This window comes from Nostoc sp. GT001 (assembly GCF_030382115.1).
In the GTDB taxonomy this organism is placed as follows: Bacteria; Cyanobacteriota; Cyanobacteriia; order Cyanobacteriales; family Nostocaceae; genus Nostoc.
This window is the reverse complement of record NZ_JAUDRJ010000003.1, coordinates 2,035,404-2,062,016: the sequence shown is the minus strand read 5'-3', so window position 1 is coordinate 2,062,016 and position 26,613 is coordinate 2,035,404. Positions and strand designations below refer to the sequence as shown.

The window sequence follows — 26,613 nt, the reverse complement described above, 5'->3', positions numbered from 1 at the left end:
CAGATTACAGTGCAACTTATCTCTAGACAAAGATATTTTTTATATATCTTTTTACTGATATTCTCCCTCCCTGGTTGTCAACGAGTCCAGTCTTATAATCAGCGTCCAGCACCCTTACCACAAGACCCGTTAATTCAAGCTTACTTTAACCATTCTGAGTCTTCAGAATACCAAGAAGCTTACCGTCAGCAAACTCGCCTGGGGGATGATTTAGAAAAACAGATTGTGGATGCGATTACACAAGCTAAATCTACAGTAGATATAGCGGTACAAGAATTACGTTTACCCAAAGTTGCCCAAGCATTGGTTGATAGACAAAAAGCTGGGGTAAAAGTCAGGATAATTTTAGAAAATATCTATAGCCGACCTTGGAGTAGCTTAACATCTGCTGAAGTAGGTAAGTTAGATAAAAGAGAACAGGAACGCTACAATGAATTTCGCAAATTTATCGATATTAATCAAGATAATCAACTTAGTCCGGCAGAAATCAATCAAAGAGATGCTTTGATAATTTTGCAGAATGCCAAAATTCCCTGGCTAGACGATCGAGCAGATGGTTCAGCGGGTAGCAGCTTGATGCATCATAAATTTGTGATTGTGGACAATCGCCTAGTAATTATCACTTCAGCTAATTTTACATTAAGTGATACTTCGGGTGATTTTACAAATTCTAGTAGTTTAGGCAATGCTAATAACTTATTGCAGATTGACAGCCCAGAATTAGCTGCTTTATTTACAGAAGAGTTTAATATTATGTGGGGTGACGGGCCGGGAGGTCAACCAGATAGTCGATTTGGTTTGCAAAAGCCGATACGTTTACCTAAACAAATAACTTTAGGTAATACCAAAATTACTGTGCAATTTTCGCCTACTTCTCCAACTCAACCTTGGAGTAACAGTAGTAACGGTTTAATTGGTAAAACTTTAGGTTCAGCAACCAAGTCTATTGACATGGCCTTATTTGTCTTTTCCGAACAACCTCTTGCCAATATTTTAGAAAAACGCCATCAACAAAGCGTGCAAATTCGCGCTTTAATTGAACCACAATTCGCCTACCGCCCTTATAGCGAAGCCTTAGATATGATGGGGGTTGCTCTTAGTAACAAATGTAAATATGAAATTGACAATCATCCTTGGTCAAATCCAATCACTACCGTAGGTGTACCTGTATTACCCAAAGGCGATTTATTGCATCACAAATTTGGTGTTATTGATAGTCAAACTGTAATTACAGGCTCTCATAATTGGTCAGATGCTGCTAATAATGGTAACGATGAGACGCTTGTAGTGATTGAAAATCCGATAGTTGCTGCCCATTATATGCGAGAATTCGCTCGTCTTTATACCAAAGTCAAACCCGGTTTACCACCAGCAATTCAAGAAAAAATTAAATTAGAACAAACACGGTGTCCTCAGATAAAAACTTCTTCATCAAGTGAAGTACAAGCAAATCAAAAAGTCAATATCAACACCGCAAGTTTAGAAGAATTGGCAACTCTCCCTGGCGTGGGTAAAAAATTAGCGCAGCGAATAATTATTAGTCGTCAACAGCAAAAATTTACATCTTTACAAGACTTAGAAAGAGTTCCAGGAGTGAGTGCTAAAATGTTGGGAAAATGGAGCGATCGCATAATTTGGTAGCAGTCTTTATTTACTTTTAGCAATTGCTAATTGGTAAATATAGCGATTTTTTTGATAAAAGGCTTGATTTTGCATTAGCCCACCTCCGTGGGCTACCCTGCGGGAAGCCGCAAAGCGTCTATGTTTGTGTAGCCGCGAATTCTATTCGCCAAGGCTGTAAGATTACTAGCTAGCTAAATCAACCAAACTGCGATAGCGCCCATTCTGAGAAAATCGTTCTGCGATTATTTGTTGATAAACCGCTTCATAGCCATCGGTCATGTGTTCAACGCTGAAAAGGTTTTCGACATACTGACGACAAGCATAACGGTCTAACTCGATGACGCGATCGATGGCACTGATGCACTCTTGAATATTATTGCAGAGGAAACCCGTCTTGCCGTGAGAAATTACCTCTTCAGTAGACCCCAATTTCATCGCAATCACTGGCGTACCAGAAGCCATTGACTCTACCATCACCAATCCAAATGGTTCCCGCCAAGTGATGGGGAATAGAGTTGCTACTGCACCTCCCATTAGGGCATTTTTTTGAGCATGGTTAGCTTCACCCAGATACTCAATTTGCTCTCCGTCAATATGTGGTTTAATTTCCTTCTCAAAGTATTCCACATCAACGACATCAATCTTACCTGCCATTTTTAAATGCCAACCAGTTTCTTTGGCAATTTCTATAGCTAAGTGCGCTCCCTTCTCTGGAGACATCCGACCTAAAAACGCTAAGTAAGGAGGAGCTTCTGGTTGGGAGTGAAACTCATAACTGCTGACATCAATCCCGTTGTAAACCGTCGCTACATAGTTCAATCCTAACCGTGGTTCTCGTTGTGCATCAGAAATATTGATGTAGGGTTGTTTTTTACCAAAACTAAACATCTTTTCGTTGTCAGGAGTAAAAATACCGTGCAACGTGTGAACCGTAGGAGTTTTTACCAGATTTGCGTAAGCCAACGCCCCATGTCCGATATGGGAGTGAATAATATCAAACTCTTCTGCGCGTTCGTACACCGAAGCTAGATTCAGCATCTCGTAAATGCCGTAATCTTTGATAGTAGGATCGAGTCTGAGAGCGCGGGGATGAACTGAAGTTAGTTTTGCTAGACTAATAGAATCTCCCGATGCAAATAAAGTTACTTCATGTCCGCGTCGGACTAACTCATCGGTCAGTAACCCTACTACTAACTCTATGCCACCATAAGCTGGAGGCGGAACTCTCTCCCACAGTGGAGCTAATTGAGCAATTTTCATCACAAACCTCCTAAAAAATAAAACTTGAATTAGAAGTTTTTTATTTCTGTTGTTTTAGTGCTTGTAATTTATCCACCTTGGCATCAGAAAGTAACTTCAGATACTAAACTTATTAACAATTTCCCTTAAATCTTAAGCTGTACCTTCTATATTGTTTGTCTATCCTAGTACGGAAATTACCCACTCCTAAAGAGGTAGCTGTATTCTGATTTATTAATTTTTATGTTATTTATATTAGTTTTCAATAGAAGTTTTTTTCTAAACAGAAACTTTCTATAATCATCAAAAACTGTCATTAAAAGGTAGCTTTGACTGAAAAAGCTCTATTTATAGACATCAATCATCCAATTTTAAAATGTTAATTAAAGAATAAAGTCTGTAGACACTCTTTGGGCGGCTTTCCGTACTCTAAAGGATCATCTCTAGCCGAAGAAAAGGTAAATTTTCGTAAAGTAGTTACTTTGAAATCAGAAGTAGCAATTTTTATGAGAATTTCTATCCAAGTTCCTAAAAGTAAAATTAACCTGACTTTTAAATTTGTATGAAAAAAAGCAAAAAATCTAACCCGAACCGTTCCGCTCGTTGTGTTATGTTGAAATCTGCCTAATTTTATTGCTTGATTTTAGGGGTTATTTTTCGTCTTTTTTCGACCTCCTGAACGCCTCATAAATTTAGGGGCTTGTATCCCTTTTTGAATTTTGAATTCGAGCGATCGCGCACCGTCTCGTAGAGAAGCGAGAATCACATTAAAATGACTCATAAAATCTCTGCGTTCTCTGTGCCTCTGCGGTTCGATAAATAAATTTTAAATCGTAATTGACTTATTGCATAAAATATGCTATTTTATATTGCTATCAATAATATATATAAAATAAACGTGAATATCTCTCCATCTCTCAAAAAACCGCGTGTCTCATGGCAGGCGGTTTTCTCACTGTTGATATTTGTGTTCATGTACCTGCCCATACTAGTACTTGGCTTTTATAGCTTCAATCAGTCACCCTACAGTGCAAATTGGCAAGGATTCACTCTCGATTGGTATCGTAAGTTGTTCAGTGACGATCGCATCTTATCAGCTTTGCAAAACAGTATGATCGTTGCTGGTTGTGCCGTGGCAATTTCCGCAGTACTGGGAACCTTGATGGCAGTTGGGTTGGCGCATTACGAATTTCCTGGTAAAAAATTGTATCGGGGTATTGCTTACCTACCATTGATTATTCCCGATATTGCGATCGCAGTGGCTACCCTAGTATGTCTAGCAGCCTTTGCGATACCTTTGAGTTTATGGACAATAGTTGCAGCCCATGTGGTGTTTTGTCTGGCTTATGTCGGACTTGTGGTTGCTTCCCGACTGACTAATTTAGATCCACACTTAGAAGAAGCAGCACTAGATTTAGGTGCAACACCAACCCAAGCTTTCATCAAAGTATTGCTACCTCAATTAATGCCTGGGATTGTCGCTGGTTGTCTCTTGGCTTTTGTTCTTAGCCTAGATGACTTTCTTATTGCTAGTTTTACTGCTGGTAGTGGTTCTAACACCTTGCCAATGGAAATTTTTAGCCGCATTAGAAGCGGAGTTAAACCTGATATTAACGCGCTGAGTGTCATGTTAATTTTAGTATCTGCGATCATTGCCCTTGTAGCGGAATTAATTCGCGCTTCTGGAGAAAATAAAACTTTTAAATAATAGTCGCAATTGGCAATAAAAGTTATAGGTAGGTGATTTCGTTCTTCGTGAACTTTTTTAGATAGTAAACAACAGCTATATTAAAATTGAGGGTGCATTACGGCAAGCCTAACGCCCAAACATTATGGCAATGTGCCGTACTTTCTGCTAACACAACGTCATCGTATAGATAAGTCAATAAATATAATTTATTCATTCTTATGCCCTCGTGTGAAAGATAGTTTTAAGCACATAAATCAACTTCCGTGTTCGCTTCTCTACATAACTGTTTTCAATTAGATAATATTGGGGCTAACTTTGGAGAAGATGCTATTTCCCCCTCATTATGCAAATCTGCCAAAATCCCAATTGCTCAAATCCATTCAACTCTGATAGCAATAGATTTTGCGTGAGTTGCGGACAAAGCAACTTTGGTAAACTTCTCAGAAACCGTTATCGCGTATTAAGACTATTAGGCGAAGGTGGATTTAGTAGAACCTATGCTACAGAAGATGTAGACAGACTAAACGCCCCTTGCGTCATCAAGCAATTTTTCCCGCAGTTTCAGGGAACAGGACAACGCACTAAAGCCGCAGAATTTTTCAAAGAAGAGGCTTTTCGGTTGTATGAACTGGGAGAAAATCATACGCAAATTCCCAGATTACTAGCTTATTTTGAACAAGGTACTAGCTTGTATCTCGTACAAGAATTTATTCAAGGAAAAACTCTTTTACAAGAAGTTCAGCAACAAATTTATGGCGAACAACAAATTTGGGAACTTTTAGCTGATTTATTGCCAGTTCTGCAATTTATTCATACTCATAACGTCATTCATCGCGATATTAAACCAGAAAATATCATCCGCCGTGCAAGTGATGAAAAACCCGTATTAATTGACTTTGGCGGTGCTAAACAAGTAACACAAACCAGTATCGGAAGACAAGCTACAGTAATTTATACCCTTGGCTATGCCCCAACAGAACAAATGGCTGGATTTGCTTGTCACGGCAGTGATTTGTATGCTTTGGGCGTAACTTGTGTGCGTCTTTTAACTCAATGTTTGCCCTTGCAGGATGCTTCTGGACAGATTAATGACCCTATTTATGATGCCATGAGCGCTAAGTGGTTGTGGCGCGAACGTTTACAAGAAAAAGGTATTACTATCAGCGACGAATTAGGAAAAATTTTAGATAAATTACTCAAACATCTACCGAGTGAAAGGTATCAAACAGCAGTAGAAGTCATCAACGATGTAGAGTTAGCCACATCGAACATTGAACCTATTGCCTTAAAAATTGTTTCGATGCCTCAACCTATATTACCGCCGCTACCACAAAAAGTAATCGTCCCATTACCCCCATTAGAAACCTTTGAATTTAACGTAGTGACAGTAGACACAGGTGGTAGAGAAGTAAACCGCATGAACTGTAATGCAAACTTCTTTGCTGAAGAATTAGGTAAGTCTGTCACATTAGAAATGGTATCGATTCCTGGTGGGACTTACATGATGGGTTCACCAGAATTTGAAGGAGATGCTGACGAACGTCCTCGACATCAAGTTACCGTTGAACCATTTTTTATGGGGAAATTTCCTGTAACTCAAGCACAGTGGAGAGTAGTAGCAGCTTTACCCAAAGTCAAACAAGCTTTAAATCCCCATCCATCGAAATTCAAAGGTTTAGATAGACCAGTAGAAAATGTATCTTGGTATGAGGCTGTAGAATTCTGTCTCAGGCTATCAGAAAAAACTGGACGCGACTATCGTTTACCAAGTGAAGCGGAATGGGAATATGCTTGTCGGGCTGGAACTACAACCTCATTCCACTTTGGCGAAACGATTACCTCTGAGTTAGTCAGCTGCACTATGGAACCAAAAAGCAAATTCCGTAAAGAAACAACAAACGTCGGTAGTTTTGAAGTCGCCAACGCCTTTGGATTGTACGATATGCACGGGTTAGTTTGGGAATGGTGTGCTGATTCGTGGCATAACAATTACAATGACGCACCCTTAGATGGAACAGCTTGGGAAGTTGGCGGTGATATAAATCGTCGGGTGCTACGCGGTGGTTCTTGGAGTTTCAGTGCAGAACTGTGTCGCAGCGCTAGCCGTAGCTGGAATGAGTCAGACGGTGGACTGAGGGTTTGTGGCTTTAGAGTAGTATTTTCTGTAGAGGAGATTATTTAGTAATTTAATACTAGGCTATATAAATTATGAACAACAGAATTGAGAAAGGTGACATAGTAGTTATAAATAAAAGTGGAAAATATTATCAGCAAGTGGGTGAAGTTAGTGAGGTAGATTACAATATTTTCTTTGTCAAAATAGTTTTAGTAAAGTTAGGTAATCAAGAAGAAGCCTTTGAAGAAAAAGATTTACAATTACAAACTAAAAAGCCCACCTTGCAAGAAATAATTGTATCAGTAGACAAAATTTTAGAACAAGTTGCTCAGATTGCCCACTTGCCGACACAAGAGAAAGTAGAGTTACCCAACCGTTTGAAATATCTGAAATTAGATATTCCTAAACTAGATAAGCAGTTGATTCAAAAAAACTTCGACAGTATAGATAAAATACTCGCAGCAACAAGAGAAACAGACTCATCAGCAAGCTTTTGGCAGGAAATAGGTCCTAATTTGGAGAAAATAAGCTGGTGGATTAGAACAAGTTTGTGAACTAAGAAGTAAATCGGCGATAATAAATCAGCTTTCTTTGGTTCTCAGTTAGAGTCTGCAAATGCCTAATTAGACTTCTTGCATGAATCAAAAACCCTGACCCTCAATCCCTCTCCTAACCTTGGGAGAGGGATTTTAAAATTGGCTCATAAATAATTTAGATTGGACATAATTAAACGTAACTATATTTTTTTCATCTTCTCTACTTAATGCTTTATAAATTAAGCTATACGCCTTATTTTGAGTAGTAATTTTTATTTGTACCCGCTTAGTTAATTTTGCATTTGTAACTATATGATTGGAATTTTGCTATTAACTAGACTTTTGCCTAGTCTTAACTTTTGAGAATAGTTGGTTAGCAGTAATTTCTGACCTTATAGATTAATAAATGACATTTTTTATGTAAAATAAACTACGAAGATCATCAGAAATATATATGCATTTTTTTCAGTTTGTAGGGATTCTTGGTTGTACGACAGCAGCTTTTATCTCAATAGCACCCATACAGGTAGAAGCTGCAACTTTTAAAGTGATATCTGGAGTCACCAGCATCGATCGCGATCACGAAGAGATTCTTAGTAGTATTGGGCTAAACTTGACAGGTACTAATCAGACAGTTGCACCAATTCCTAGCAATTATTTAGTTGGCTTCAACATCGACTCGCTTACTAACTTCACGTTCAGTGACAAGGGCGGTTTTACTCCGCTCTCAGGTACAATCGAGCATACTGGTACTGTTACATTCAACGATCAAATTACTGTTGGTGACTTTTCAATCGGTTTTGCTCCAGAACGTACTGTCACAGGTGCCAGTGGACTTGTTTTAAGAGATACATTTTCTTTAAATACAATTTTGTTTGATTTGAGCGCTCCGGGACTTGTGGCATTTGATGGCCAAAATTTAACCATCCCTGATGTTCAATTGTTGATTTCTCCAGAGTTTGCTGATATATTAGGCGACTCTAAATTGACCGGTTTGTTTGCTGGAACTGCACGAATTGATGCTCAAGTTACTGCCGTACCTGAACCTGATAGTGTACTAGCAACTTTAGTAGCAGGTGCGGCTCTTTTAGCAGCTAGGTTTTATACTCAAAAAATTAAATGCACCTGATATTTTGAAGCATAGCCAAGCAAAAGTTAGCTCTACAACCAACGTTTAATCCTTTTCAAATCTCGTTCCTAGCCTCCGCTGGAACGAGACAACCCAATTATCACGGCTCCTACAAATCTTTTAGGTAGTAGCGAGATTTGACCGAAAGATGTTTTGGCTGAAGAACTATGTAAATTCCCACAAATACAATAATGCACCGCACCTGTGTTTTAGCTATTTTCCTTTTCATCGGCTTACCAATAACCATTTTAAGCATATACTTTAGCTTAAATTATTCAGGCTTCTGCTTTGCCAAAATGCGTTATCTCAGCGATGAGGAGAGATTTGGAATGGTTTTTGATTATCAAAATGAGCGAACAGATTTAGGACGAAGCAGTTACAACTACATCAAGTATGCAAGTTTTGATGAATATATCAAACAAAATCCAGACTGCTGTTCTATAAATCCCGGTGGCCCTTACGAGATTCGACATTCTTCATTTTTAGATCGTATATTTGGATATGATGCTCGCGATGTCATAGTTATTAATTTAAAAGTGCGTTATTTAGATGAAAACGGGCATAAGAGAGTGTTTGAAACGCGTTTTGAAAATACTTTACAAAATTGTGGGCATCCCCATTAATGATTTTTTTATTAAACAACTCAAAAACATTGGAGAGTAATAATGGCAAACCTAACAAAATTTGAAATCAGGTAAAGCTAGTATTATCGCCACTGACTATCTTTTCTGGCAGCTAATATCTAACTAAAATACTAGTGATAGTTTTGAAACTCATACTGGCAATGCAAATATACCAGGCGATTAGAAATCGCGGCTACACAAACGAAGTCCGCCTACGCGGACTTAAAGAATTTGAAACCCACGTAGGTGGGTTTTGTCTGTATAGCCGCGAGTTCCATTCGCCAGGACACATGTATTTTTACAAAAGTGAGATGCTCCCGATTATGCACTCTTTCAAATGACTTGTGATTTGTTTGATGCTTCCATACATCACCCCTGAGTAGTTCCCAGTTTTTAACCGTGAATAAAAAAGTAGGCAGTCATGCTAAAAGCAACAATCATCACAAATTTCCGAATTAAGTGCGGTTCAAGTTTACGAGCATAATGGGCACTTAAGTAACCACCAAGAGAGCCACCGACTGCCATCAAAATAGCTTGATGCCAAGCAATCACACCTGCAAAAAGAAATGGAACGATCGCAATACCATTGATACAACTCCCTAAAAATGTCTTGAAAGCATTCATTTTGTGGATACTTTTGATACCTAACAATGTCAGAGTTGCCAGCATTAAAATCCCTATACCTGCGCCGAAGAAACCGCCATAGATGGCGATCGCTAGTTGAGCTAGTGCTAAATTAAACAACGGTACAGATTCCGGTGATGTATTCTGGTTTCGACGCTGCAACCACTTTTTGAACGGTTCGCCAAAGGTAAACACAACTGTTGCTAGCAGCAATAGATAGGGAATCAGCTTTTTAAAGACATCTGGCGATGTATACAACAAAGCTATGGAGCCAATCATGCCACCAACTAAACTGACGCCACATAGAAGTAAAAAATCTCGCCGCTCGATGCCCAAATCTTGACGATATGCTCCAGCACTGGCTAGGGCAGCCACCCAAATTGCAGTATTATTGGTGGCGTTAGCTGCGATCGGGGGTACACCTGTAAAGATGAGAGTTGGAAATGTGATAAAACTTCCACCACCAGCTACAGCATTTAAGCCACCTGCAATGAAAGCAGTACTAAAGAGAAGTAAGCTATGGAAAAGTGTTAAAGATGGTGGCATTATTTACGAATTATTAATTTGGGAATATCACTTGGAGAATGGGCAATCAAGTCAGCACCATGAGCTTTTAATTCCTCCTCAGTTCCATAGCCATAGGTGACACCAATTGAGGCGATTTGATGGCGCTTGGCTCCAATGATGTCATGGGAGCGATCGCCTACCATCACCACAGTAGAGGGTAAAAGTTTTTCTGTTAGTAAAATGTGTTTAATTAAGTCACCTTTTATGCTCCGCGTTCCGTCAAGTTCGCTACCATAAACACCATCAAAAAGCAACGACAAGCCAAAATATTCAATAATCTGCACCGCATAAATATATGGTTTAGAAGTTGCAACAAAAGTTTTATAACCAGCAATACGAATTGCTTTTAAAGCTTCTGTCATTTGGGGATAAAGTGAGTTTTCAAATAATCCAATTGTGGCAAAACGACGACGATAATATAAAATAGCTTGTTCAATTACTGTGCTATCTAAGGTATTGAGTAATTGCGAAAAGCTATCTTTCAGTGGTGGGCCAATACACCAATGTAATTCATCAGCATTCGGTGGTTTGTAACCGAGTTCAGAGAGCGCATACTGAATGCAACTAGTAATACCAGGTTTAGGATCTGTCAAAGTCCCGTCAAGATCGAAAAGGATAGCGGAGAAAGGCATATTTTAATTCGTAATTCGTAATTCGTAATTAAGAAAGTAATGTTCTAAAATTACCTAATTTTCAATTCTCAATTCAACTCCTAATTTTGAGCGATTTTACAAAGCCTTCTGCACTAAGTAAGGCGATCCCCAATGTGACAACACCAATCCCCACGCTCTGAATCACGTTTAAAGTTTCGTTAATCGTTATCCATGCAACTAAGGCCGTCAATGCTGGACTGCTAGAGCCGATTATGGAGGCGGTAGATGCGCCAACCATCCGAATTCCCACATTGTTTAAAGTGTGTCCGAGAAAGCTGACAAGACCGGAAAATATGCTACCAATCCATAGGGGTGTCCAGTCAAGTTGAGCGCTTTTACCTGGCCAGAACACTAAGCTAACACCAGAGAGCAGTAGAGTACAGGCAAAACTGATCCAGGTAAAGGGAATTGGATGGAATTTTTCTAAACATTTTTGAGCAATGATGCCATAAAAGGCATAAACGATCCCAGCGCCAAAACTAGCGAAAATACCGATCGCAATGGTATGACTGCTGTAGGTAGCAGAAGATTGGGGAATCGTGAGAGCGCTTCCCACCAGAATAATAGCCATTACCAGCCAACGGAACAATGTGGGGCGATGGCCAAAAAACCTCCAAGATAGTAGTGCTGTAAATACGGGATAGGTGAAAAAGAGGGTCAAGGCAATACCTGTGGGAATCAAGCCAATAGCAATGTAGAGTGAGGCAATATACACAAACATCAGCACTCCACAGCCAAGAGCTTGGATTAGAACATCCCTACGGTTGCGAGTGAACAAGTCTTGGAGTTCTGTCCAAGCAGATGGATATAGCTTGAATGATAAAGATGCCATGAGTGGAACCACCAGCAGCATTCGCATGAACATCAGCAAGAAGGAATTCTGCAAATCCGGTTTAACGTATCCACCGACTAAAAATAAACCTAGTACGAGATGTTCTGAAAACAAAACTCGGACAGTAACGTTGTGAAACGTTAAAACAAAGGAGGATAGAAGAACCGTTAGGATGCCCAACACGATAAAAAGTTTCCTTAGAGACGACTTGATTGTATTGTTAAAACCACTGGAATAACAAACCAGATGAAGTTTGAGGAAATCAAAGCCGTCGCTTCAAAAGACGCGATAAATCGCCGTCTCTACAGGGAATCCATCAATTCTAGTCCAAGTGCAGAGGCTTTGAAAAAAACTGGTCAATAAATATCACTGAAATACCTGAAAGATATTTCAGTGATATTTATTAGTCTGTCAAGCTTAAATTGATGGGTAAGCAAGTTCATCGTAAGGACTTTAGCCCTTATTTTCTAAGCACTAAAGTCCTTACAACAAATCCTCAAAACTAGCTTGACAAAGTACTACTGGTCTATGGCATTAATTTTGTGGTGTTCAGATCCCCGACTTCTCGAAGAAGTCGGGGATCTGAACACCACTAACCTCTCAAAACTTTTGGGACTACTACTTTTTACGCGAGTCTCTATTACGCAGTCACCGCCTCACGTCGGTTGTACTCAGAAGCATCTCCTTTGATCGCTTCACTTTGTTTACCATCGATGCCAACGGGGAGATCGCCGACAATTGTGACTCGTTGAACGTGGCGGGGTTGATCGCCGTAATCTGCGATCGCATAATGTTGAGTAGCCCGATTATCCCAAAAGGCTACGTCACCAACTTGCCAACGCCACCGCACTGTGTTCTCAGGACGTGTGATGTATGCTTGCAACAGCCGCAGAATATCATCTGATTCAGTTGTTGATAAGCCACGGAACTGGCGCACAAATCCGCCGATGAATAGCCCCCGCTCCCCAGATTCGGGATGGACGCGCACAACTGGGTGCAGAGTCTCGTATACAGTCGAGGTGAAGACAGCCCGGTAAGCTTTGGCATCTTCAGGTAGGTCGAATCCAGTTGCATAATCGAAGGCATTGCTATGTACTGCCCAAAGTTCGTCTGCAAGATTACGCAAATGAGTAGGTAAATCTTGGTATGCAGTCACGGAGTTTGCCCAGATTGTATCGCCACCAGTTGGGGGAATGTCAAGCGCTCGTAAGATAGAGCCGAGAGGAGGACGGTCTACAAATGTTACATCTGTATGCCAGCTATTGGCGCGGGAAGTGGTGCGCCCATAATTCAAATCCAAGACTTCTGGATTTTCTGGCAGCGATGGTACGGTAGGGTGGGCTGTAGTGACTTCACCAAAACGACGAGCGAAGGCAACCTGTCCATCAGCATCAAGCTGTTGCTGACCACGGAAAAAGATAACTTTGTATTTGACTAAAGTCTTGCGAATATCGCTGATGATGTCATCGCTGAGGTTAGAACTCAGATTAACACCGATGATTTCAGCACCGATACGTCCTGCAACTGGTTTGATATCAAAGTATTGAGAACCCATGTTTTTATCTCCAATAAATTTATGTTTGGGACTAGCCTTTTCAAGTTGGGTGAAAATTCGCCTACAAGAAACTCCTCTTTAACCTCTTAACTCTTTGTTCTCTGTGCCTCTGTGGTTAAAGAAAAGATTTTTTAACCGCAGAGACGCGGAGAGCGCAGAGAGAAAAAAGAGATTTTGCAAGTCACCTTGAAAGGGCTAATGTTTTTACTTAGGTCGTCAGCAGTTATTCAATTTTGGATTGAAGGAAAAATCTGCTGATTTCTAATTACTTTCATCTGCTAAACACCAGGGGTAGATCCGCCATCAACGATAATCTCTGTTCCTGTAATCGATGCAGCAAGATCGGACACCAAAAATAGCGCCAGCGCGGCAATTTCTTCTGGCTGGGCGATTCTTTTTAAAGGAATACTTTGGATATTTTGTGCTTTCACTTCCTCGACGGTGATGCCTTGCGCTTGGGCATTTTGCCGCGCTAAAGTCTCAGCACGCTCTGTAGCTGTAGCACCAGGGGAGATAGCGTTAATGCGAATCTTGTACTCGGCTAGCTCTTTAGAAATGCCCTTTGTGAAGTTCAGCAAAGCAGCATTGCTTGTACCACCAGCTAGGAAGTTCGGACGAGGTGTCCGTCCTGCACCACCGACTATATTGACAATCCGCCCATCACCGCGACTTTTTTGATGGGGAACGACGGCTCTAACTAAGCGGATATAGCCCAATAATTTTAAGTTCCAAGCATCCAAAAATAAATCATCTGTGGATTCTAGGAAAGCCCCAGCACGGGCTGATCCGGCATTGTTAATCAAAATATCAATCTGATTAAATTGGGCCAATGTTGTGGAGACAACTTTCTCAACATCCTCAGCTTTAGTTAAATCAGCGCTGATGGCAATAACTTTGGCGCCTGGCGTGGGTAGAGACTGGATGTCAGCTACAGCCCGATCTAAGCGTTCTTGATTACGGGCTGCGATCGCAACATTCACACCCTCACTATAAAGTGCTTTGGCAGTAGCTAATCCAATTCCCGCACTCCCTCCTGTAACGATCGCAGTTTTACCTGATAGTTTTAGTTCTAAACTCATACAAACTTCCCCTCAAAAATCTAAGTAATTTAATTGCGAACCAATAATATTGCTGATTGAGAGCCTGTATTGTGGATATCCAAGATGACTCGGCTTTCCTCAGATGTACAACCTAGAAGTATCTTGATTTCTGTATCTCGTTTTTCCAGATCAACACTACAAATAACGGCAGTTACTCTTTGACTAGACAAGCTACCTATCCAGACATCAATATCAGATCCATCTCCAGAGCGAGTGTCTTGTAAATATCCATAGTCCAGGGGATAAACGAAAGATGGATAACGTGGATGTGATGCCCCTTTTGGGCGATCTATCTTGAGATTACTAAGTGCTACAAGCCGATCTAGTTTGAACCAGAAATCAGTACTATCCCTCATACCATCTGCGATCGCTCAATACTTCAAATCTTTGCAACTAGGTTAACGAAATTCAAAATATCGGTATCTTGATAAACTTACAGTACTTTGTGACTTGTAAAAAGAAAACTATCACAGACAGCCAGAAGAATCAAGCACCTTGTGGATAAATTCGCTGTTGACACCAATGCAGGATGCCCACCCCACAAGAATCATCCCTTAATTCAGCAACGCCACTTTTTGTAGCCCCGTAAGCTGCGATCGCTAACGCGTTGTAACAACAACTCGGTTTGTAATTCTTGTTCTTCTTGGCTTTTTGAAGGTCGCTTACTACTTCAATGACTGTATCTAGTGGAGTATTATTATTTGTTGGTAAACCAAAACCGCGTGTTGGACTGGCCAATGTGGGAATATTGGATGAGACAATGAGACAAGCGATGGATTCGTAAAATTTGATCTTTCTGTGTTGGGTCGCTTCCATGTAGGTAAAGGCAAAGCGGCTTGTTTTTTAATTTCGCTCATCTCTCAATTCCTACATTTTATAGATTAATTAGTGAACCTCTTATCTATTGCATTCCACGATTATATATATACAAAAATTTAACTATTTTATTGACATACTCATGTATAGAGTTTAGTCTAGTTTTGTCATTATTCAGCTACTCGAATATTCAAGAATTAACATCTGGTGAAATTAATTATGCGTTCTGAATAACACATAATTAATTTCACCAGTAGATGTCTAATAAATAGCTAACGAACCGTTCCCCGCAGGGCTTCAGTATCAATTGGTTTGATGAGGTAAATTAACAGCAGATTCCAAACAATTGCCGCAATCAAAGGTAGTTTGCGAATTAGCTTCACTAATTTCGGGTTATAACTGCCTTCAATCTCTGTAATTTTCAAGTTGTAACCTGCACAGCGTTGCAGACGTGGGAAAAACTTGGGATGTTCAGTATTCAACATTACAGGAAAAGCCCGTCCTGCGGTTTCATTGGTGTTGCGCACAACTTGGATATCAAATTCTGTGGCATCAAGTCCCAATGATTTGTAGAAGCCGGAACGTTCATGAACTGTCAGGGTGTGAGTAGCAAATACTGATAGCAAGAAAAAGCGACTCCACAGCCTAGATTTCCAGGTGTTCCAGAGTTGCGGTTGAGAACGCAATAATGCTTTGAATATATCTCCGTGGCGGTTTTCGTCCTGACACCAGCTCTCAAAGTAGCGGAATATCGGGTAAAACTGGTTTTCTGGGTGCTTTTCTAGATGCCTGAAAATAATAATGTAACGCCAGTAGCCGATTTTTTCTGAGAGGTAGACGGTGTAAAGTACCCATTCAATTGGGAAAAATGTATAAGTGCGGGTTTTGGTAACAGTGCCTAAATCAAGGGAGAGTTTAAAATCGGCCATGGCTTTGTTGAGAAATCCAGCATGGCGGGCTTCATCACGCGCCATCATTTGAAAGATTTCCGCTAGCACTGGGCTACGATTTTTTAGCTTGCGGGATAATTCCTTGAATAGCAAGAAGCCGGAAAACTCAGAAATGCAAGAGCGTTCCAAATACTCAATAAACGCCTGTCTTGCTTCACCGTCAATGTGTTCCCAAGACTGCTCAAACGCTTCATCGCGAACAAAATGGTGGCGGTTGTAGTCTGTCCGCATTTCTGTCAACATCGCCTGTAACTCTGTTTCCTGGGCAGACAAATCCAGGTTGGCTGCGGTTTCAAAATCTGTAGTGTAAAACCGGGGGGTGAGTACAGTTTCTTTACTGGGGGTTTTAGTTTCTGGCTTGGGTAGGGTGTTAACCATGAGTGATGAGGCGATCGAATCAATAGTTCTATAACTATAAAGTTATGACAAATGCAATTATTTTGCTAGACCTATTTACAATCCTTCAGTAAAGTCGGAATTTCGGAATTTTTCTTCAACGGGTCGCGGGATTCCCCAATTAGCCAAGCTTGAAGGTGAGTAATGGGCACTCTGGGACTGGTTACTGGGTACTGGGGAAGAAATTGGTTGGGGTCTGAATCCCCATTCAAATCTTGCCAATCCCCAGTCCCTAACTCAATCATAATTCCTTCCTTCTGCCCCCTGCCTCACTTCGACTACGCTCAGTGACCACCTGCTTCCTTCACCGCAGTAATTCCTCAACTTGATGTTGGCTCCACAAAGTTCTGTATAAACCCTGTTGTTGCAAAAGCTCCAAGTGATTTCCGATTTGCACAATTTTTCCCTTTTCCATGACAAAAATTCGGTCAGCCGCCGCCGCCGCTGATAATTGGTGCGTAATAAAAATTACTGTTTTGCGTTCAGTATCACTGGAGAGATTTTTGAGGATTTTCGTAGCTGTTTGATTATCTACACTAGAGAGAGCGTCATCCAAAATTAACACTGGAGCATTGACCAACATTGCACGAGCTAAAGCAGTACGTTGGCGTTGACCGCCAGAAAGATTAATACCGCGTTCGCCAACAATAGTTTCATATTGCTGGGGAAAATTCTGAATTTCTGATTCAATTTGGGCAAGTTTAGCGACAGATTCTACCTGCTGTTGTTCGCTAACTGGATCGCCGTAGCGAATATTATTTTTGATTGTAGTGCTAAATAGAAAGCTATCTTGAGGAACGTAGGCGATCGCACCTCGTAAATCTGTCAAAGCGATCTTAGTAATATCTACCCCATCTAAAAACAATTGTCCTGATTCAATATCCAACAAGCGCGGTAAAGCATTGGCCAAAGTAGATTTTCCCGAACCAATTGCCCCAACAATCGCTACAGTTTCTCCAGCAGCAATAGTAAAGTTAATATTTGCTAAAGCTGGGGTAGTGGAACCAGGGTAATTGTAGGTGAGATTTTTCGCTGTCAGTTCCCCTTTGAGTTCAGCCACAGGCAGATGTATGGCATCGGCTGCATCTTTAATTTTTGGTGTGACAGAGAGAATAGCTTCAAGCCTATCGATACTAACTTCACCGCGTTGGTAGGCAGTAATTGTGAATCCTAAAAGGGCAGTGGGGAAAACTAGACGCTCTACATAAATTAACAATGCTAAAAAATCGCCAACCTGAAGTGTCCCAGCAGACATCCGTGCCGCTCCCAGCCAGATGATTACCAGCGAACTGATATTAGCTAGCCCACCAATTAGCGGAAACAGTGTATTGCGGATTTTTGCCAATTCTAGGTTAGCAGTCAATAGCTGCTGATTTTTCTTGGCAAAAGCTCGACGCTCGTTTGCTTCTTGAGCATAGATTTTAATTAAGGCAATGCCACTAATATCTTCCTGGATGAGTTCGCTGATATCAGAGAGCTGCTCTTGGACTGCTGCTTGTTGTTTGCGTAAGCGATCGCTAAATAAACTCACCAACAAGAGCATAAAAGGATACACTGCTAGGGCGGCTAGGGTGAGATCCACACTAATTGCCAGCATTACTGGCAGTGTCAGGGCGTAGGCAAACATTGTATTTGCCAAACTCAAGACCGCAAAACCTAATAACCGCTTGATATTGTCCACATCACTGGTAGCCCGACTAATCAAATCGCCAGCAGTATTACTGGCAAAATAACCAGGCTCCAGCTTCAGTAAGTGTTCAAAAATCCGTTGTTTCAGGTCAAATTCCACCTGACGCCCCACCCCAAATAGCCAAATGCGTGATGCCATCCGCATTAGCCACATCGCCGAACTGAGCAAGACAATCACTACTACGTAATGTAGTATTTGGTTCCAGCTGAAGGTTGTCGAGAGTTTGTCAACACCAGCACGAATCAACCAAGGGATATAAACACCCAGTGCATTGACAGACAACAAAGCGAGAATACCCAAGGAGGCTTCCCGCCAATGGGGTCGTAAGTAAGCACTGAGTTTAGCGATTCGTCGAGATTTTGCCATTAAAGCAATTGTGCAACTTTATCATCTAGATTAACTGCTAGTCCAAGAAGGCAGCTATGAAGAGGAAATATCGCTTGTGATAAATTCAGCTTTTTTACCTCTTTTAACTGGATAGTTATTGCCGTTTGGTACTAGTAGTCCACCACAGCAACTTTAATGAAGAAATAAGTTCGTAGTAAGGACTTTAGTCCTTTGATTGATAGCTCAAGCGCTTACTACGAACTCAGTAAAGTTCTCTTGCCTGATTACCGCTGAACACGCAAGAACCTGTAAATTTCAACGAGATAACTTTCCCAAGTTCTTGTTGTCAATTGCAACGTTTCCGAATTTGGTACAAAGTCTTCAAGTCGTAAACCGCGTGTGCGAATATCTTGAGGATTTCCTTGTAATAAATAGGGAGGCACTCTCAAATTATAAGAAAGAATGCTATCCCCCCTTACATCTGAGATGTTCGCTGTGGTAGGTTGCCCTAATGCCACCAGTGTCCCAGATGTTGGTGTAGCAGTTGCGACAGATGTTTCACCCGTCATTGCCAGTGGCGCTCTATAAAGGAAATAGGCGACTGCTGGTGTACTTGCCAACAGCAAAATCGTTAGTGCCCAACCGATCAAGTATCCTCCTGGTTTCTCTATTCCACCTCCTTTGATTTTCTGAGCGGCAAGAATCATCAGTAAAACAGAGGCTCCTAGAGGCTTGAGTGGAAAAGATAGCATCCTCCACAACGACGCCACAGCAGGTTCATTGGGGTTAAGAAATGATAGGGCTACGATTACCAAGATAACGACTAAGATTAATCGCCCGACAAAGGTTCCAGAGGGATAAAATCGCTGGAACAGAGAATAAACGATAGTGCCAATCAGCAGCCACAGCAGTACCCGGCTTAACAATAGAAACATAGACTAACTCTCAAATTTGCTGGTGCGGTGAGCCAGTGTGGTGGTGTTCGCGTAGCGTCTCCGTCAGGAGAGGCAGTCCGTTTTGATCGGGGTTGCCCCCAGAAAAGACTGCCATACAGGGAAACCATGCATGAAACAACTGGCGACTTCTTACTGATAGCGACGTTAGAAGCGTCACCCGTAAGGCTCAACCTAGAGGTTTCGGGAAATGGATTTATTTTATTGTCAAATTGTAATCGCACTGTTTGACTTAAAATTTCTCAAACCTCACACCCAATGACTACCGTCGTAGTGATTTTAGTGCAATTTTTTGACACTGCGTCTATTATTTATAATTTTCCAGAAGAGTAATCGCGTACCGGTAAACTAAATTAATTAAGTAATCTACTCAAAAGGAAAAATTATGTCGCCTGGAAAGCCTACTATTCTGGTAACAGGGGGAGCTGGATATATTGGTTCCCATACAGTGCTTGCTTTGAAAAAAGCGGGTTATGGGGTTGTCATACTTGATAATCTGGTCTATGGACATCGCGATCTAGTAGAAAAGGTTTTACAGGTAGAACTAATAATTGGGGACACAAGCGATCGCGCTTTGCTGGATCATGTATTTAAAACCCACGATATTGCTGCGGTGATGCATTTTTCGGCTTATGCCTACGTAGGAGAATCGGTGAGCGATCCGGCCAAATATTACCGCAACAACGTCCTTGGTACTTTGACGCTGTTAGAAGCGATGCTGACAGCATCTGTAAAGAAATTTGTCTTTTCTTCTACCTGTGCCACCTATGGTGTACCAGAATTCGTGCCCATTCCAGAAAACCATCCCCAAAATCCGATTAATCCCTATGGCGCTACAAAGCTAATGGTAGAAAGGATTCTCTCTGATTTTGATGTCGCTTACGGTTTGCAATCAGTGCGTTTTCGCTATTTCAATGCTGCTGGTGCTAATCCCGATGGCTTACTGGGCGAGGATCACAACCCAGAAACCCATCTGATTCCCTTGGTGCTAATGACAGCTTTAGGGAAACGAGAATCCATCTCAATTTTCGGCACTGATTACCCCACGCCCGATGGTACGTGTATTCGAGATTATATTCACGTTAACGACTTAGCAGATGCCCATATTTTGGGATTGGAATATTTATTAAAAGGTGGCGATAGTGAAGTTTTTAATTTGAGCAATGGCAGCGGTTTCTCCGTCAGAGAAGTCATTGCCGCAGTCGAAGAGGTGACAGGAACTTCGATACCAGTAGAAGAACGCGATCGCCGTCCTGGCGATCCCCCAGTTCTCATTGGCACCAGCGAGAAAGCCAGAACCATCTTAGGCTGGCAACCTCAGTATCCATCCATCAAAGATATTGTCGCTGACGCGTGGCAGTGGCATCAGAAGCGACATCATTCGACTTGATGGCATTGAGCCGAGATGCGCGACGTGAAAGTTGTGCATCTCGGCTCAATGCCTTAGCGACTTACTTGATAGCTTTATTGAGAGTGGAGTCTAGATGGAACCAACAACAGAACAGTTGAGAGCGTTTTACAGTAGATGTGTGAGAGCAAGTAATATGTTTCAGCCTATCAACGTGGTGCGACTGGACGAAAGAACAAAGCGCATATACGTTTTAATTGGAGACACAATACAAATAGAGATATATCCAAATGGTGAGGTGACATTTCCATGACTAAACCTGATTATCAAGCTATGTCAGATAATGAATTAAGAGATTGGGTTAGATATCATCCACAGGACACCGAAGCATTCCATATTTTAATGGACAGGTTAGACCAACGACCAAAAGTCATCACTCGCACTGATGAGGAATTTGAAATCGAGTTACAACGGCGTATTAGCCAAGCTAGTTGACAGTAAATTAAAAAAGTTCGACGGCTTATGTAGTAACCGCCTAATTATGGTAAATATTGAAACCTTTAAGAGGTTTTACTACGCAAAACCATCCCTCTCCGACTCAGAGAGGGACAGACTTGAACTAAAGTTCAAGGCAGGGGGAGGTTTATCGAACTCACGTCTTATTTAGGAAACGCTATAACGACAAGGTTTTATGTGAGAACACTCACTCGCTACCCCCTCTCATGCTTCGCAGTACGACAACTAAGATGCCGATAAATCCCACAATTGGAAGTGCGATCGCCCAAGTTGGTAATTGTTGAGATTGACCCTCTACTAAATCACCATTGACATCTCGTAGGTTTCGTGTATTCTGTGTAGACCCGCCTCCTGCCACAGTCACTTCAAATTTGAACTCAAAGGGTTTGAATCTTGCCCCAGAAACAGGTTTTCCATTTAGTTGCAATTCATAAAGGCCTGGTTTAGGAAAGACAATTTCTGCACCTGGAATACCTTGATAGCGTTCGGCAGCCACAGGTTTTAACTGTGGTTCTAACAGCGGTGGCTCTCCGGCTGCATAAGGTTCGGCATAAACAGCTAACTGACAATTACACTGTGACAGAGGAATTACCTTTCCACCTCTGCGGGTAAGTGCAAACCAAGCTTGGCTTGGTTCTCCAGCACGGGGATTATCATTTGGTTCAATGTGGAGAGTACCGCCAACATCTGAGCTTACTTCCACCTTATGAGCAAAAGCAGGGTAAAGATTAGTTATTGATATAACTAAGCAACTCAGGAATAATAAATACTTTATTGTTCTTTGATTTTTCCAGAAAAGGCCTTTGAGGGGATAACGCCTCTGTTTTTGACTCGTTGAAACGGAGCCAGAAAATAAGGATGATTTACCGCGATTTGGTTGGGGGAACATAAAACTTTTCTACGGCTAACTTTGACCAGAAAAAGCGCGATGCCTACGGCAAGGGCTTCGCCCTACGCACTAGCAAGACACTGAGAGTAACAATTACCATCAGTACTGCCGCTAATTTATTTCCCCAAGTTGATTGCAAGGAACCCAGGTAATGGGAACCAATCAACACAGCATGAATGGCACTCAAGAGCAAGGCTGGCACACCCAATAGATGAATCTGTCGCCAACGCTTGCCCAAAGATTTTTGCAACGATTCCCAACTTGTAAAAGCGGCGGGGGACATTAATACCAATGCTACAGCACCCGCAGCCATCCCCCACTGAAATTCTGGTGGCAAAAACGAAAAGGCGGCAAAATTCCATTGCAATGAGTGTTCTATCATGTGGACGGTGTGAACCACAGAAAGCACAAAAGATCCCACACCCAAGCCGCGCCGATAACGCAGTGGTGAAGCCCACAAGCCACTAATCGGACGCGCAATTAACGCCAAAATTAAGCAGATTAAGGCGGCGTGTCCGGTGTAATCTACCATTGTGTCACCAGTCCGCAGCAAGGTGATAACGCCAATGGTGAGTGTTACCCAACCGCCTAATCGAAACAACTGACTACGCCTGTCTTTACTTACCAAAGATGTGGAAACGCCTACACCTAGCATCGTGGGTAAGGTTCCCAAGCCAAAAGCCAGCATAGTAGCTGTACTCATCCATAAATTGCCACTTTCAGCGGCTTTAATTTGGGCAGCATACAGGAAACCACAGGGCATTAAACCCCAAGTCATCCCCAAAAGCATTGGTGTCCACCATTTGGTTTTTAAAGAAAGTTTTACCATTCCGCTGCTGAGGCGATCGTGTAAACTACCTTGCAATAGGGGATGTAACACGGGAATGCGCGGTAGTAAATCGGGTTTTACTTGTCCTAAGCCAAACCAAATCAACATCACACCAGTCAGAATTGCCATCCAGCGCCGGAAGTCGCTGCCAACACCCGCTAGCTGTCCACCTTGCAGCAATACCGAACCTAGCGCCCCAATGCCAGCACCGACTAGAGCATAGCTCAACATCCGCCCCAGGTTTAGCAGGATATGGAATTTTAATTGCTGTTGCCATGTATCGGGCTTTTCTAAGGTTGATGTCCGTCCCAAAGAGGCTGTTTGTGGGCTTTTCGGCTGATGAGACAGAGAAAATGCCACTGTTAGCGGGCCACACATCCCAAAGCAGTGTCCAAAACTCCCCAGGAACCCCAGGATTGCGATCAGCAACAAATCTACCATAAAAAAAGTTCCGAGTTCTGAGTCATAAGTCCTGAGTGTAAGAATAAAGATTTTGAAGAAGTAATTAAGAAATTCTTTTCTTTTTTGCTCAGTATTCAGGACTCCTCTAGTGCGGAACTGTAGGTGAAATTGCGATCGCTGTCAAAAGACAAAGCGTCAAACTTGATGTTTTCTCTAGGAAATCTAAACTTTTGCCGACAATTGCCTAAATTCTGTTATCAAGCGCTAAGTAGGTATAGCGGTTCTTAGTTGAGTGAGATACAAGAACCCCACCCCCAACCCCCTCCCCGCAAGCCTACGGTGTACACACAAGTTTTGGCGCAGTGTATCTATCCCGCCTCGGAATCAATTCCGAGTCTCATAGCGCAAGTCCTCTAAAGAGGACTCAAAGAGAAATTCCATTTAGTCCACTTGAGTGGACTTTAGCTATTAGCCTAGAACTTAAGTTCTAGGCGGTATAAGGGTTCAGCATGAAAATGTTGGACTTGTGTGTACACGGTAGCCTTGTAGGAGAGAGGTTAGAGTGTATTGCATACAAACGAGAACTTTTATATTCATAACGCCATCATTCGACCTCAGAACTAAAAGATTCTCCTTTGCTGCAAGAACATTCTCACTGGAAACAGGAAGGTTCTCGTTTGAAACAGAAACATTCTCATTTAGAACAAGAACGTTCTCACTGGAAACAAGAATACTTTAGTTTGAAACAGGAACATTCTCGTTTGCAACACAAAAGTTCTGGTTCTGAACATGAAACTTTGTGTTCAAAACAGGAAACTTGGAGACAAAAGCTAGAGTGATGAGGTTGGGAAGGTAAATTTTCGTGTTCTCATTAGAGATAATCGCGCAAATTTGCTAAACTCTCACGACAAGTCACAGTATTAGGATGATTCTCTCCTAAACCTCGCTCTAAAATATTCAAAGCTTGGAGAAACAGGGGTTCGGCTTGGTCGTACTTTCCTTGGTAATAGTAAAGTAATGCCAAGTTGTTGAGGCTGGTGGCGACATCGGGATGATTGTCTCCCAGCAGGCGTTGTCTGAGTTCTAAAGCTTGTAGAAACAGGGGTTCGGCTTGGTCGTACTTTCCTTGAGAATTGTAGAGATATGCCAAGTTGTTGAGGCTGGTGGCGACATCAGGATGATTGTCTCCCAGCAGGCGTTGTCTGAGTTCTAAAGCTTGGAGAAACAGGGGTTCGGCTTGGTCGTATTTTCCTTGGTAATAGTAAAGTAATGCCAAATTGTGGAGGTTGGTGGCGACATGGGGATGATTGTCTCCCAGCAGGCGTTTATAGAGTTCTAAAGCTTGGAGATATAGGGGTTCGGCTTGGTCATACTTTCCTTGGTGATTGTAGAGATATGCCAAGCTGCTGAGGCTTAGGGCGACATGGGGATGATTGTCTCCCAGCAGGCGTTTAAAGAGTTCTAAAGCTTGGAGAAACAGGGGTTCGGCTTGGTCGTACTTTTCTTGGGATTCGTAGAGTAATGCCAAGTTGTTGAGGCTTAGGGCGACATGGGGATGATTGTCTCCCAGCAGGCGTTTAAAGAGTTCTAAAGCTTGGAGAAAAAGGGGTTCGGCTTGGTCGTACCTTCCTTGGGAATCGTAGAGTAATGCCAAATTGTTGAGGCTTAGGGCGACATCGGGATGATTGTCTCCCAGTAGGCGTTGTTTGAGTTCTAAAGCTTGGAGAAAAAGGGGTTCGGCTTGGTCGTACTTTCCTTGGGAATTGTAGAGTAATGCCAAGTTGTTGAGGCTGGAGGCGACATCGGGATGATTGTCTCCCAGCAGGCGTTTCAAGAGTTCTAAAGCTTGGAGATACAGGGGTTCGGCTTGGTTGTACTTTCCTTGGGATTCGTAGAGTAATGCCAAGTTGTTGAGGCTGGAGGCGACATGGAGATGATTGTCTCCCAAGCGGTTTTGTACTGTTGATAAACACTGCTGATACCAAGGTTCTGCTTGGGTATATAACCCTTGTCCTTCATAGAAGCGACTCAAGCCGAGGAAAGGCCAAATTAAATCTTCATCACTGACATATTGAATGAGATTGTTTGCTACTTCAGCTGTGTGTGGTGTGGCAAGGGAAACAGCGTTAATTTCCTCAAGGGTAGGAGTTTGAGGAATTTCTTGAGCCACTGTTACCATTACCTGACAAAACGATCGCTTAAATTCCTCTCCTTGCTCTAAACCTGTAAACTTAGATTGGAAAAATTCCCGCAGTAGGGGATGTAGTTGATAGATTCCTTCACCTTTGCGCTGGAGTAGATGCAGATTCAATAATTTATCATCCCGAATTTCCTCTAACTCATCCTCATCTTGCTCTGGTAAACACTGTTCTACTAAGTTCCAGGGTATGGGTGCGGTTGCAAATAAACTGAGTACACAGCCTAATTGCTTATCATCTTCTGCTAATTCCTGCCAACTCAACTCAAAGGCTGCTTGCACTCCCCTTTGTGCTGTCATATCGGCTTCTGGCTTGACAAGTGCAGGTTGTTCTAGTGGCTTTTCCTTTTCCTTTAATCGCCCCATCATTTTCGATATAGACAAATCCTGCTTCCGCGCCAGATATCGCCCCACCAACTCTAAACCCAAAGGCAAATACCCCAGCCATGCACACAACTGTTTTGCTACATCTAATTCTCTCTCAATTCGCCCTGGTGTTTCTGCCAGCAAAGACCGTAACAACTCCAACGCTGCATCTGGTTGTAATACATCTAAAGATAATTGCTTGATAGCTGCACCCAACTTTTTGCGCGTAGTCATTAACACTTTAAATCTGGAAGATGCGCCCTGTAGGTAAGGTTTGACTTGCTGGTAATCTGTCAGATCATCCACCACCAGCAGCACATTACCCTCACGCCAATTCCGCCAGCAGTATTGTACTTGTGCAGGTAAATCAAATTCTTCTGGTGGCTTTAAATCAAGCTGAGTTCTGGCAAACCGCACGACTTGAACGCCAAAATCCTCAACTTTCGCCTGTAACCAGCACAGTCCACCTTTGTAGTTTTCGCGCTGAGTCATGGCATATTGCAAGGCGAGTTCTGTTTTACCCAGTCCACCCATTCCCAAAATAGCCGCAATGGCTACTTGGTTATTTTCCTGCAATAGTTTGTCGAGTTCTTGCAGTTCTTGATCGCGTCCGACAAATTTCACTACCCCACTCAGGGGTAAATTTT

The 26,613-nt window shown here is 42.0% G+C and carries 25 protein-coding genes and 1 pseudogene; 10 read left to right on the top strand and 16 right to left on the bottom strand.

Annotation, left to right across the window (positions count from 1 at the left end; genetic code table 11):
• Positions 1-9 precede the first annotated feature (9 nt).
• On the top strand, positions 10-1,641 hold the full coding sequence (locus QUD05_RS11625) for a DUF655 domain-containing protein (RefSeq protein ID WP_289796185.1): 1,632 nt from the start codon (positions 10-12) through the stop codon (positions 1,639-1,641).
• A gap of 165 nt (positions 1,642-1,806) precedes the next feature.
• On the opposite strand, the gene QUD05_RS11620 is transcribed toward QUD05_RS11625, so the two are convergent.
• Together QUD05_RS11620 and QUD05_RS11615 are read right to left on the bottom strand one after the other, a co-directional pair.
• Positions 1,807-2,883 carry a glycosyltransferase family 4 protein gene (locus tag QUD05_RS11620; protein WP_289796184.1) on the bottom strand — a complete coding sequence of 359 codons (1,077 nt, stop codon included), beginning with the start codon at positions 2,881-2,883 and terminating at the stop codon, positions 1,807-1,809.
• A 622-nt stretch (positions 2,884-3,505) separates the two neighbouring features.
• Positions 3,506-3,643: a hypothetical protein gene (locus QUD05_RS11615; protein WP_289796183.1), complete on the bottom strand. Its 138-nt coding sequence runs from the start codon at positions 3,641-3,643 to the stop codon at positions 3,506-3,508.
• Between the two features lie 117 nt (positions 3,644-3,760).
• On the opposite strand from QUD05_RS11615, the gene QUD05_RS11610 reads away from it, so the two are divergent.
• The 5 genes from QUD05_RS11610 (at position 3,761) to QUD05_RS11590 (ending at position 8,956) form a co-directional block, all read left to right on the top strand.
• Complete coding sequence (locus tag QUD05_RS11610) at positions 3,761-4,570, top strand: ABC transporter permease (RefSeq protein ID WP_354666124.1); 810 nt, start codon at positions 3,761-3,763, stop codon at positions 4,568-4,570.
• Between the two features lie 325 nt (positions 4,571-4,895).
• A complete protein-coding gene (locus QUD05_RS11605; RefSeq protein WP_289796182.1) occupies positions 4,896-6,734 on the top strand; it encodes a bifunctional serine/threonine-protein kinase/formylglycine-generating enzyme family protein in 1,839 nt (612 codons plus the stop codon).
• Between the two features lie 26 nt (positions 6,735-6,760).
• A complete protein-coding gene (locus QUD05_RS11600) occupies positions 6,761-7,222 on the top strand; it encodes a hypothetical protein (protein WP_289796181.1) in 462 nt (153 codons plus the stop codon).
• 436 nt (positions 7,223-7,658) lie between these two features.
• Positions 7,659-8,333, top strand: a complete 675-nt coding sequence (locus tag QUD05_RS11595) for a hypothetical protein (protein WP_289796180.1) — start codon at positions 7,659-7,661, stop codon at positions 8,331-8,333.
• A 191-nt stretch (positions 8,334-8,524) separates the two neighbouring features.
• Positions 8,525-8,956 carry a hypothetical protein gene (locus tag QUD05_RS11590; RefSeq protein ID WP_289796179.1) on the top strand — a complete coding sequence of 144 codons (432 nt, stop codon included), beginning with the start codon at positions 8,525-8,527 and terminating at the stop codon, positions 8,954-8,956.
• A 393-nt stretch (positions 8,957-9,349) separates the two neighbouring features.
• On the opposite strand, the gene QUD05_RS11585 is transcribed toward QUD05_RS11590, so the two are convergent.
• From QUD05_RS11585 to fraI, 11 genes are all read right to left on the bottom strand, one after another.
• On the bottom strand, positions 9,350-10,126 hold the full coding sequence (locus QUD05_RS11585; protein WP_289796178.1) for a sulfite exporter TauE/SafE family protein: 777 nt from the start codon (positions 10,124-10,126) through the stop codon (positions 9,350-9,352).
• Positions 10,126-10,779: an HAD family hydrolase gene (locus QUD05_RS11580; protein WP_289796177.1), complete on the bottom strand. Its 654-nt coding sequence runs from the start codon at positions 10,777-10,779 to the stop codon at positions 10,126-10,128. Before QUD05_RS11580 ends, QUD05_RS11585 begins: the two co-directional genes overlap by 1 nt.
• 73 nt (positions 10,780-10,852) lie before the next feature.
• Complete coding sequence (locus QUD05_RS11575) at positions 10,853-11,815, bottom strand: DMT family transporter (RefSeq protein WP_289796176.1); 963 nt, start codon at positions 11,813-11,815, stop codon at positions 10,853-10,855.
• A gap of 457 nt (positions 11,816-12,272) precedes the next feature.
• Entirely contained in the window at positions 12,273-13,187 is a 915-nt protein-coding gene (locus QUD05_RS11570) for a TauD/TfdA dioxygenase family protein (RefSeq protein ID WP_289796175.1), read from the bottom strand.
• A gap of 278 nt (positions 13,188-13,465) precedes the next feature.
• Positions 13,466-14,266 carry an SDR family oxidoreductase gene (locus tag QUD05_RS11565; RefSeq protein WP_289796174.1) on the bottom strand — a complete coding sequence of 267 codons (801 nt, stop codon included), beginning with the start codon at positions 14,264-14,266 and terminating at the stop codon, positions 13,466-13,468.
• Positions 14,267-14,295: 29 nt separating this feature from the next.
• The gene (locus tag QUD05_RS11560) at positions 14,296-14,643 is read right to left on the bottom strand and encodes a hypothetical protein (RefSeq protein WP_289796173.1); all 348 of its coding nucleotides are present in this window, start codon (positions 14,641-14,643) and stop codon (positions 14,296-14,298) included.
• Positions 14,644-14,773: 130 nt separating this feature from the next.
• Positions 14,774-15,103, bottom strand: a complete 330-nt coding sequence (locus tag QUD05_RS11555; RefSeq protein WP_289796172.1) for a hypothetical protein — start codon at positions 15,101-15,103, stop codon at positions 14,774-14,776.
• Between the two features lie 272 nt (positions 15,104-15,375).
• Positions 15,376-16,431, bottom strand: coding sequence for a magnesium-protoporphyrin IX monomethyl ester (oxidative) cyclase (gene acsF, locus QUD05_RS11550; protein WP_289796171.1), 1,056 nt, complete (start codon positions 16,429-16,431; stop codon positions 15,376-15,378).
• A gap of 71 nt (positions 16,432-16,502) precedes the next feature.
• Complete coding sequence (locus tag QUD05_RS11545; RefSeq protein ID WP_289796170.1) at positions 16,503-16,694, bottom strand: hypothetical protein; 192 nt, start codon at positions 16,692-16,694, stop codon at positions 16,503-16,505.
• A gap of 59 nt (positions 16,695-16,753) precedes the next feature.
• Complete coding sequence (locus QUD05_RS11540) at positions 16,754-18,505, bottom strand: ABC transporter ATP-binding protein (protein WP_289796169.1); 1,752 nt, start codon at positions 18,503-18,505, stop codon at positions 16,754-16,756.
• Positions 18,506-18,750: 245 nt separating this feature from the next.
• Positions 18,751-19,401, bottom strand: coding sequence for a septal nanopore formation protein FraI (gene fraI, locus QUD05_RS11535; protein ID WP_289796168.1), 651 nt, complete (start codon positions 19,399-19,401; stop codon positions 18,751-18,753).
• Between the two features lie 403 nt (positions 19,402-19,804).
• Here fraI and galE point away from each other — a divergent pair, with 403 nt between their 5' ends.
• From galE to QUD05_RS11525, 3 genes are all read left to right on the top strand, one after another.
• Positions 19,805-20,809: a UDP-glucose 4-epimerase GalE gene (gene galE / locus QUD05_RS11530; protein WP_289796167.1), complete on the top strand. Its 1,005-nt coding sequence runs from the start codon at positions 19,805-19,807 to the stop codon at positions 20,807-20,809.
• Between the two features lie 94 nt (positions 20,810-20,903).
• The gene (locus QUD05_RS34375) at positions 20,904-21,080 is read left to right on the top strand and encodes a DUF6888 family protein (RefSeq protein WP_373690607.1); all 177 of its coding nucleotides are present in this window, start codon (positions 20,904-20,906) and stop codon (positions 21,078-21,080) included.
• Positions 21,077-21,262, top strand: coding sequence for a DUF6887 family protein (locus tag QUD05_RS11525; protein WP_289796166.1), 186 nt, complete (start codon positions 21,077-21,079; stop codon positions 21,260-21,262). The genes QUD05_RS34375 and QUD05_RS11525 overlap by 4 nt, the downstream gene beginning before the upstream one ends.
• A gap of 208 nt (positions 21,263-21,470) precedes the next feature.
• On the opposite strand, the gene QUD05_RS11520 is transcribed toward QUD05_RS11525, so the two are convergent.
• Positions 21,471-22,172 (bottom strand): hypothetical protein, encoded by a 702-nt coding sequence (locus QUD05_RS11520; protein WP_289796165.1) that lies wholly within the window; start codon positions 22,170-22,172, stop codon positions 21,471-21,473.
• A pseudogene (locus QUD05_RS11515) lies at positions 22,147-23,442 on the bottom strand (urease accessory protein UreH domain-containing protein). The gene QUD05_RS11520 and the pseudogene QUD05_RS11515 overlap by 26 nt, the downstream one beginning before the upstream one ends.
• A gap of 596 nt (positions 23,443-24,038) precedes the next feature.
• Between QUD05_RS11515 and QUD05_RS11510 the strand changes: the two are divergent.
• Complete coding sequence (locus QUD05_RS11510; protein ID WP_289796164.1) at positions 24,039-24,242, top strand: hypothetical protein; 204 nt, start codon at positions 24,039-24,041, stop codon at positions 24,240-24,242.
• Between the two features lie 32 nt (positions 24,243-24,274).
• On the opposite strand, the gene QUD05_RS11505 is transcribed toward QUD05_RS11510, so the two are convergent.
• Complete coding sequence (locus QUD05_RS11505; RefSeq protein ID WP_289796163.1) at positions 24,275-26,590, bottom strand: tetratricopeptide repeat protein; 2,316 nt, start codon at positions 26,588-26,590, stop codon at positions 24,275-24,277.
• Between the last annotated feature and the right edge of the window lie 23 nt (positions 26,591-26,613).

Bases quoted from the DNA above. Each gene is read 5' to 3' on its own strand.
- QUD05_RS11620 (WP_289796184.1), bottom strand. From the start codon at position 2,883: ATGAAAATTGCTCAATTAGCTCCACTGTGGGAGAGAGTTCCGCCTCCA.
- QUD05_RS11615 (WP_289796183.1), bottom strand. From the start codon at position 3,643: ATGAGTCATTTTAATGTGATTCTCGCTTCTCTACGAGACGGTGCGCGA.
- QUD05_RS11605 (WP_289796182.1), top strand. From the start codon at position 4,896: ATGCAAATCTGCCAAAATCCCAATTGCTCAAATCCATTCAACTCTGAT.
- QUD05_RS11600 (WP_289796181.1), top strand. From the start codon at position 6,761: ATGAACAACAGAATTGAGAAAGGTGACATAGTAGTTATAAATAAAAGT.
- QUD05_RS11595 (WP_289796180.1), top strand. From the start codon at position 7,659: ATGCATTTTTTTCAGTTTGTAGGGATTCTTGGTTGTACGACAGCAGCT.
- QUD05_RS11590 (WP_289796179.1), top strand. From the start codon at position 8,525: ATGCACCGCACCTGTGTTTTAGCTATTTTCCTTTTCATCGGCTTACCA.
- QUD05_RS11585 (WP_289796178.1), bottom strand. From the start codon at position 10,126: ATGCCACCATCTTTAACACTTTTCCATAGCTTACTTCTCTTTAGTACT.
- QUD05_RS11580 (WP_289796177.1), bottom strand. From the start codon at position 10,779: ATGCCTTTCTCCGCTATCCTTTTCGATCTTGACGGGACTTTGACAGAT.
- QUD05_RS11570 (WP_289796175.1), bottom strand. From the start codon at position 13,187: ATGGGTTCTCAATACTTTGATATCAAACCAGTTGCAGGACGTATCGGT.
- QUD05_RS11565 (WP_289796174.1), bottom strand. From the start codon at position 14,266: ATGAGTTTAGAACTAAAACTATCAGGTAAAACTGCGATCGTTACAGGA.
- QUD05_RS11560 (WP_289796173.1), bottom strand. From the start codon at position 14,643: ATGAGGGATAGTACTGATTTCTGGTTCAAACTAGATCGGCTTGTAGCA.
- QUD05_RS11555 (WP_289796172.1), bottom strand. From the start codon at position 15,103: ATGGAAGCGACCCAACACAGAAAGATCAAATTTTACGAATCCATCGCT.
- acsF (WP_289796171.1), bottom strand. From the start codon at position 16,431: ATGGTTAACACCCTACCCAAGCCAGAAACTAAAACCCCCAGTAAAGAA.
- QUD05_RS11545 (WP_289796170.1), bottom strand. From the start codon at position 16,694: ATGATTGAGTTAGGGACTGGGGATTGGCAAGATTTGAATGGGGATTCA.
- QUD05_RS11540 (WP_289796169.1), bottom strand. From the start codon at position 18,505: ATGGCAAAATCTCGACGAATCGCTAAACTCAGTGCTTACTTACGACCC.
- fraI (WP_289796168.1), bottom strand. From the start codon at position 19,401: ATGTTTCTATTGTTAAGCCGGGTACTGCTGTGGCTGCTGATTGGCACT.
- galE (WP_289796167.1), top strand. From the start codon at position 19,805: ATGTCGCCTGGAAAGCCTACTATTCTGGTAACAGGGGGAGCTGGATAT.
- QUD05_RS34375 (WP_373690607.1), top strand. From the start codon at position 20,904: ATGGAACCAACAACAGAACAGTTGAGAGCGTTTTACAGTAGATGTGTG.
- QUD05_RS11525 (WP_289796166.1), top strand. From the start codon at position 21,077: ATGACTAAACCTGATTATCAAGCTATGTCAGATAATGAATTAAGAGAT.
- QUD05_RS11520 (WP_289796165.1), bottom strand. From the start codon at position 22,172: ATGTTCCCCCAACCAAATCGCGGTAAATCATCCTTATTTTCTGGCTCC.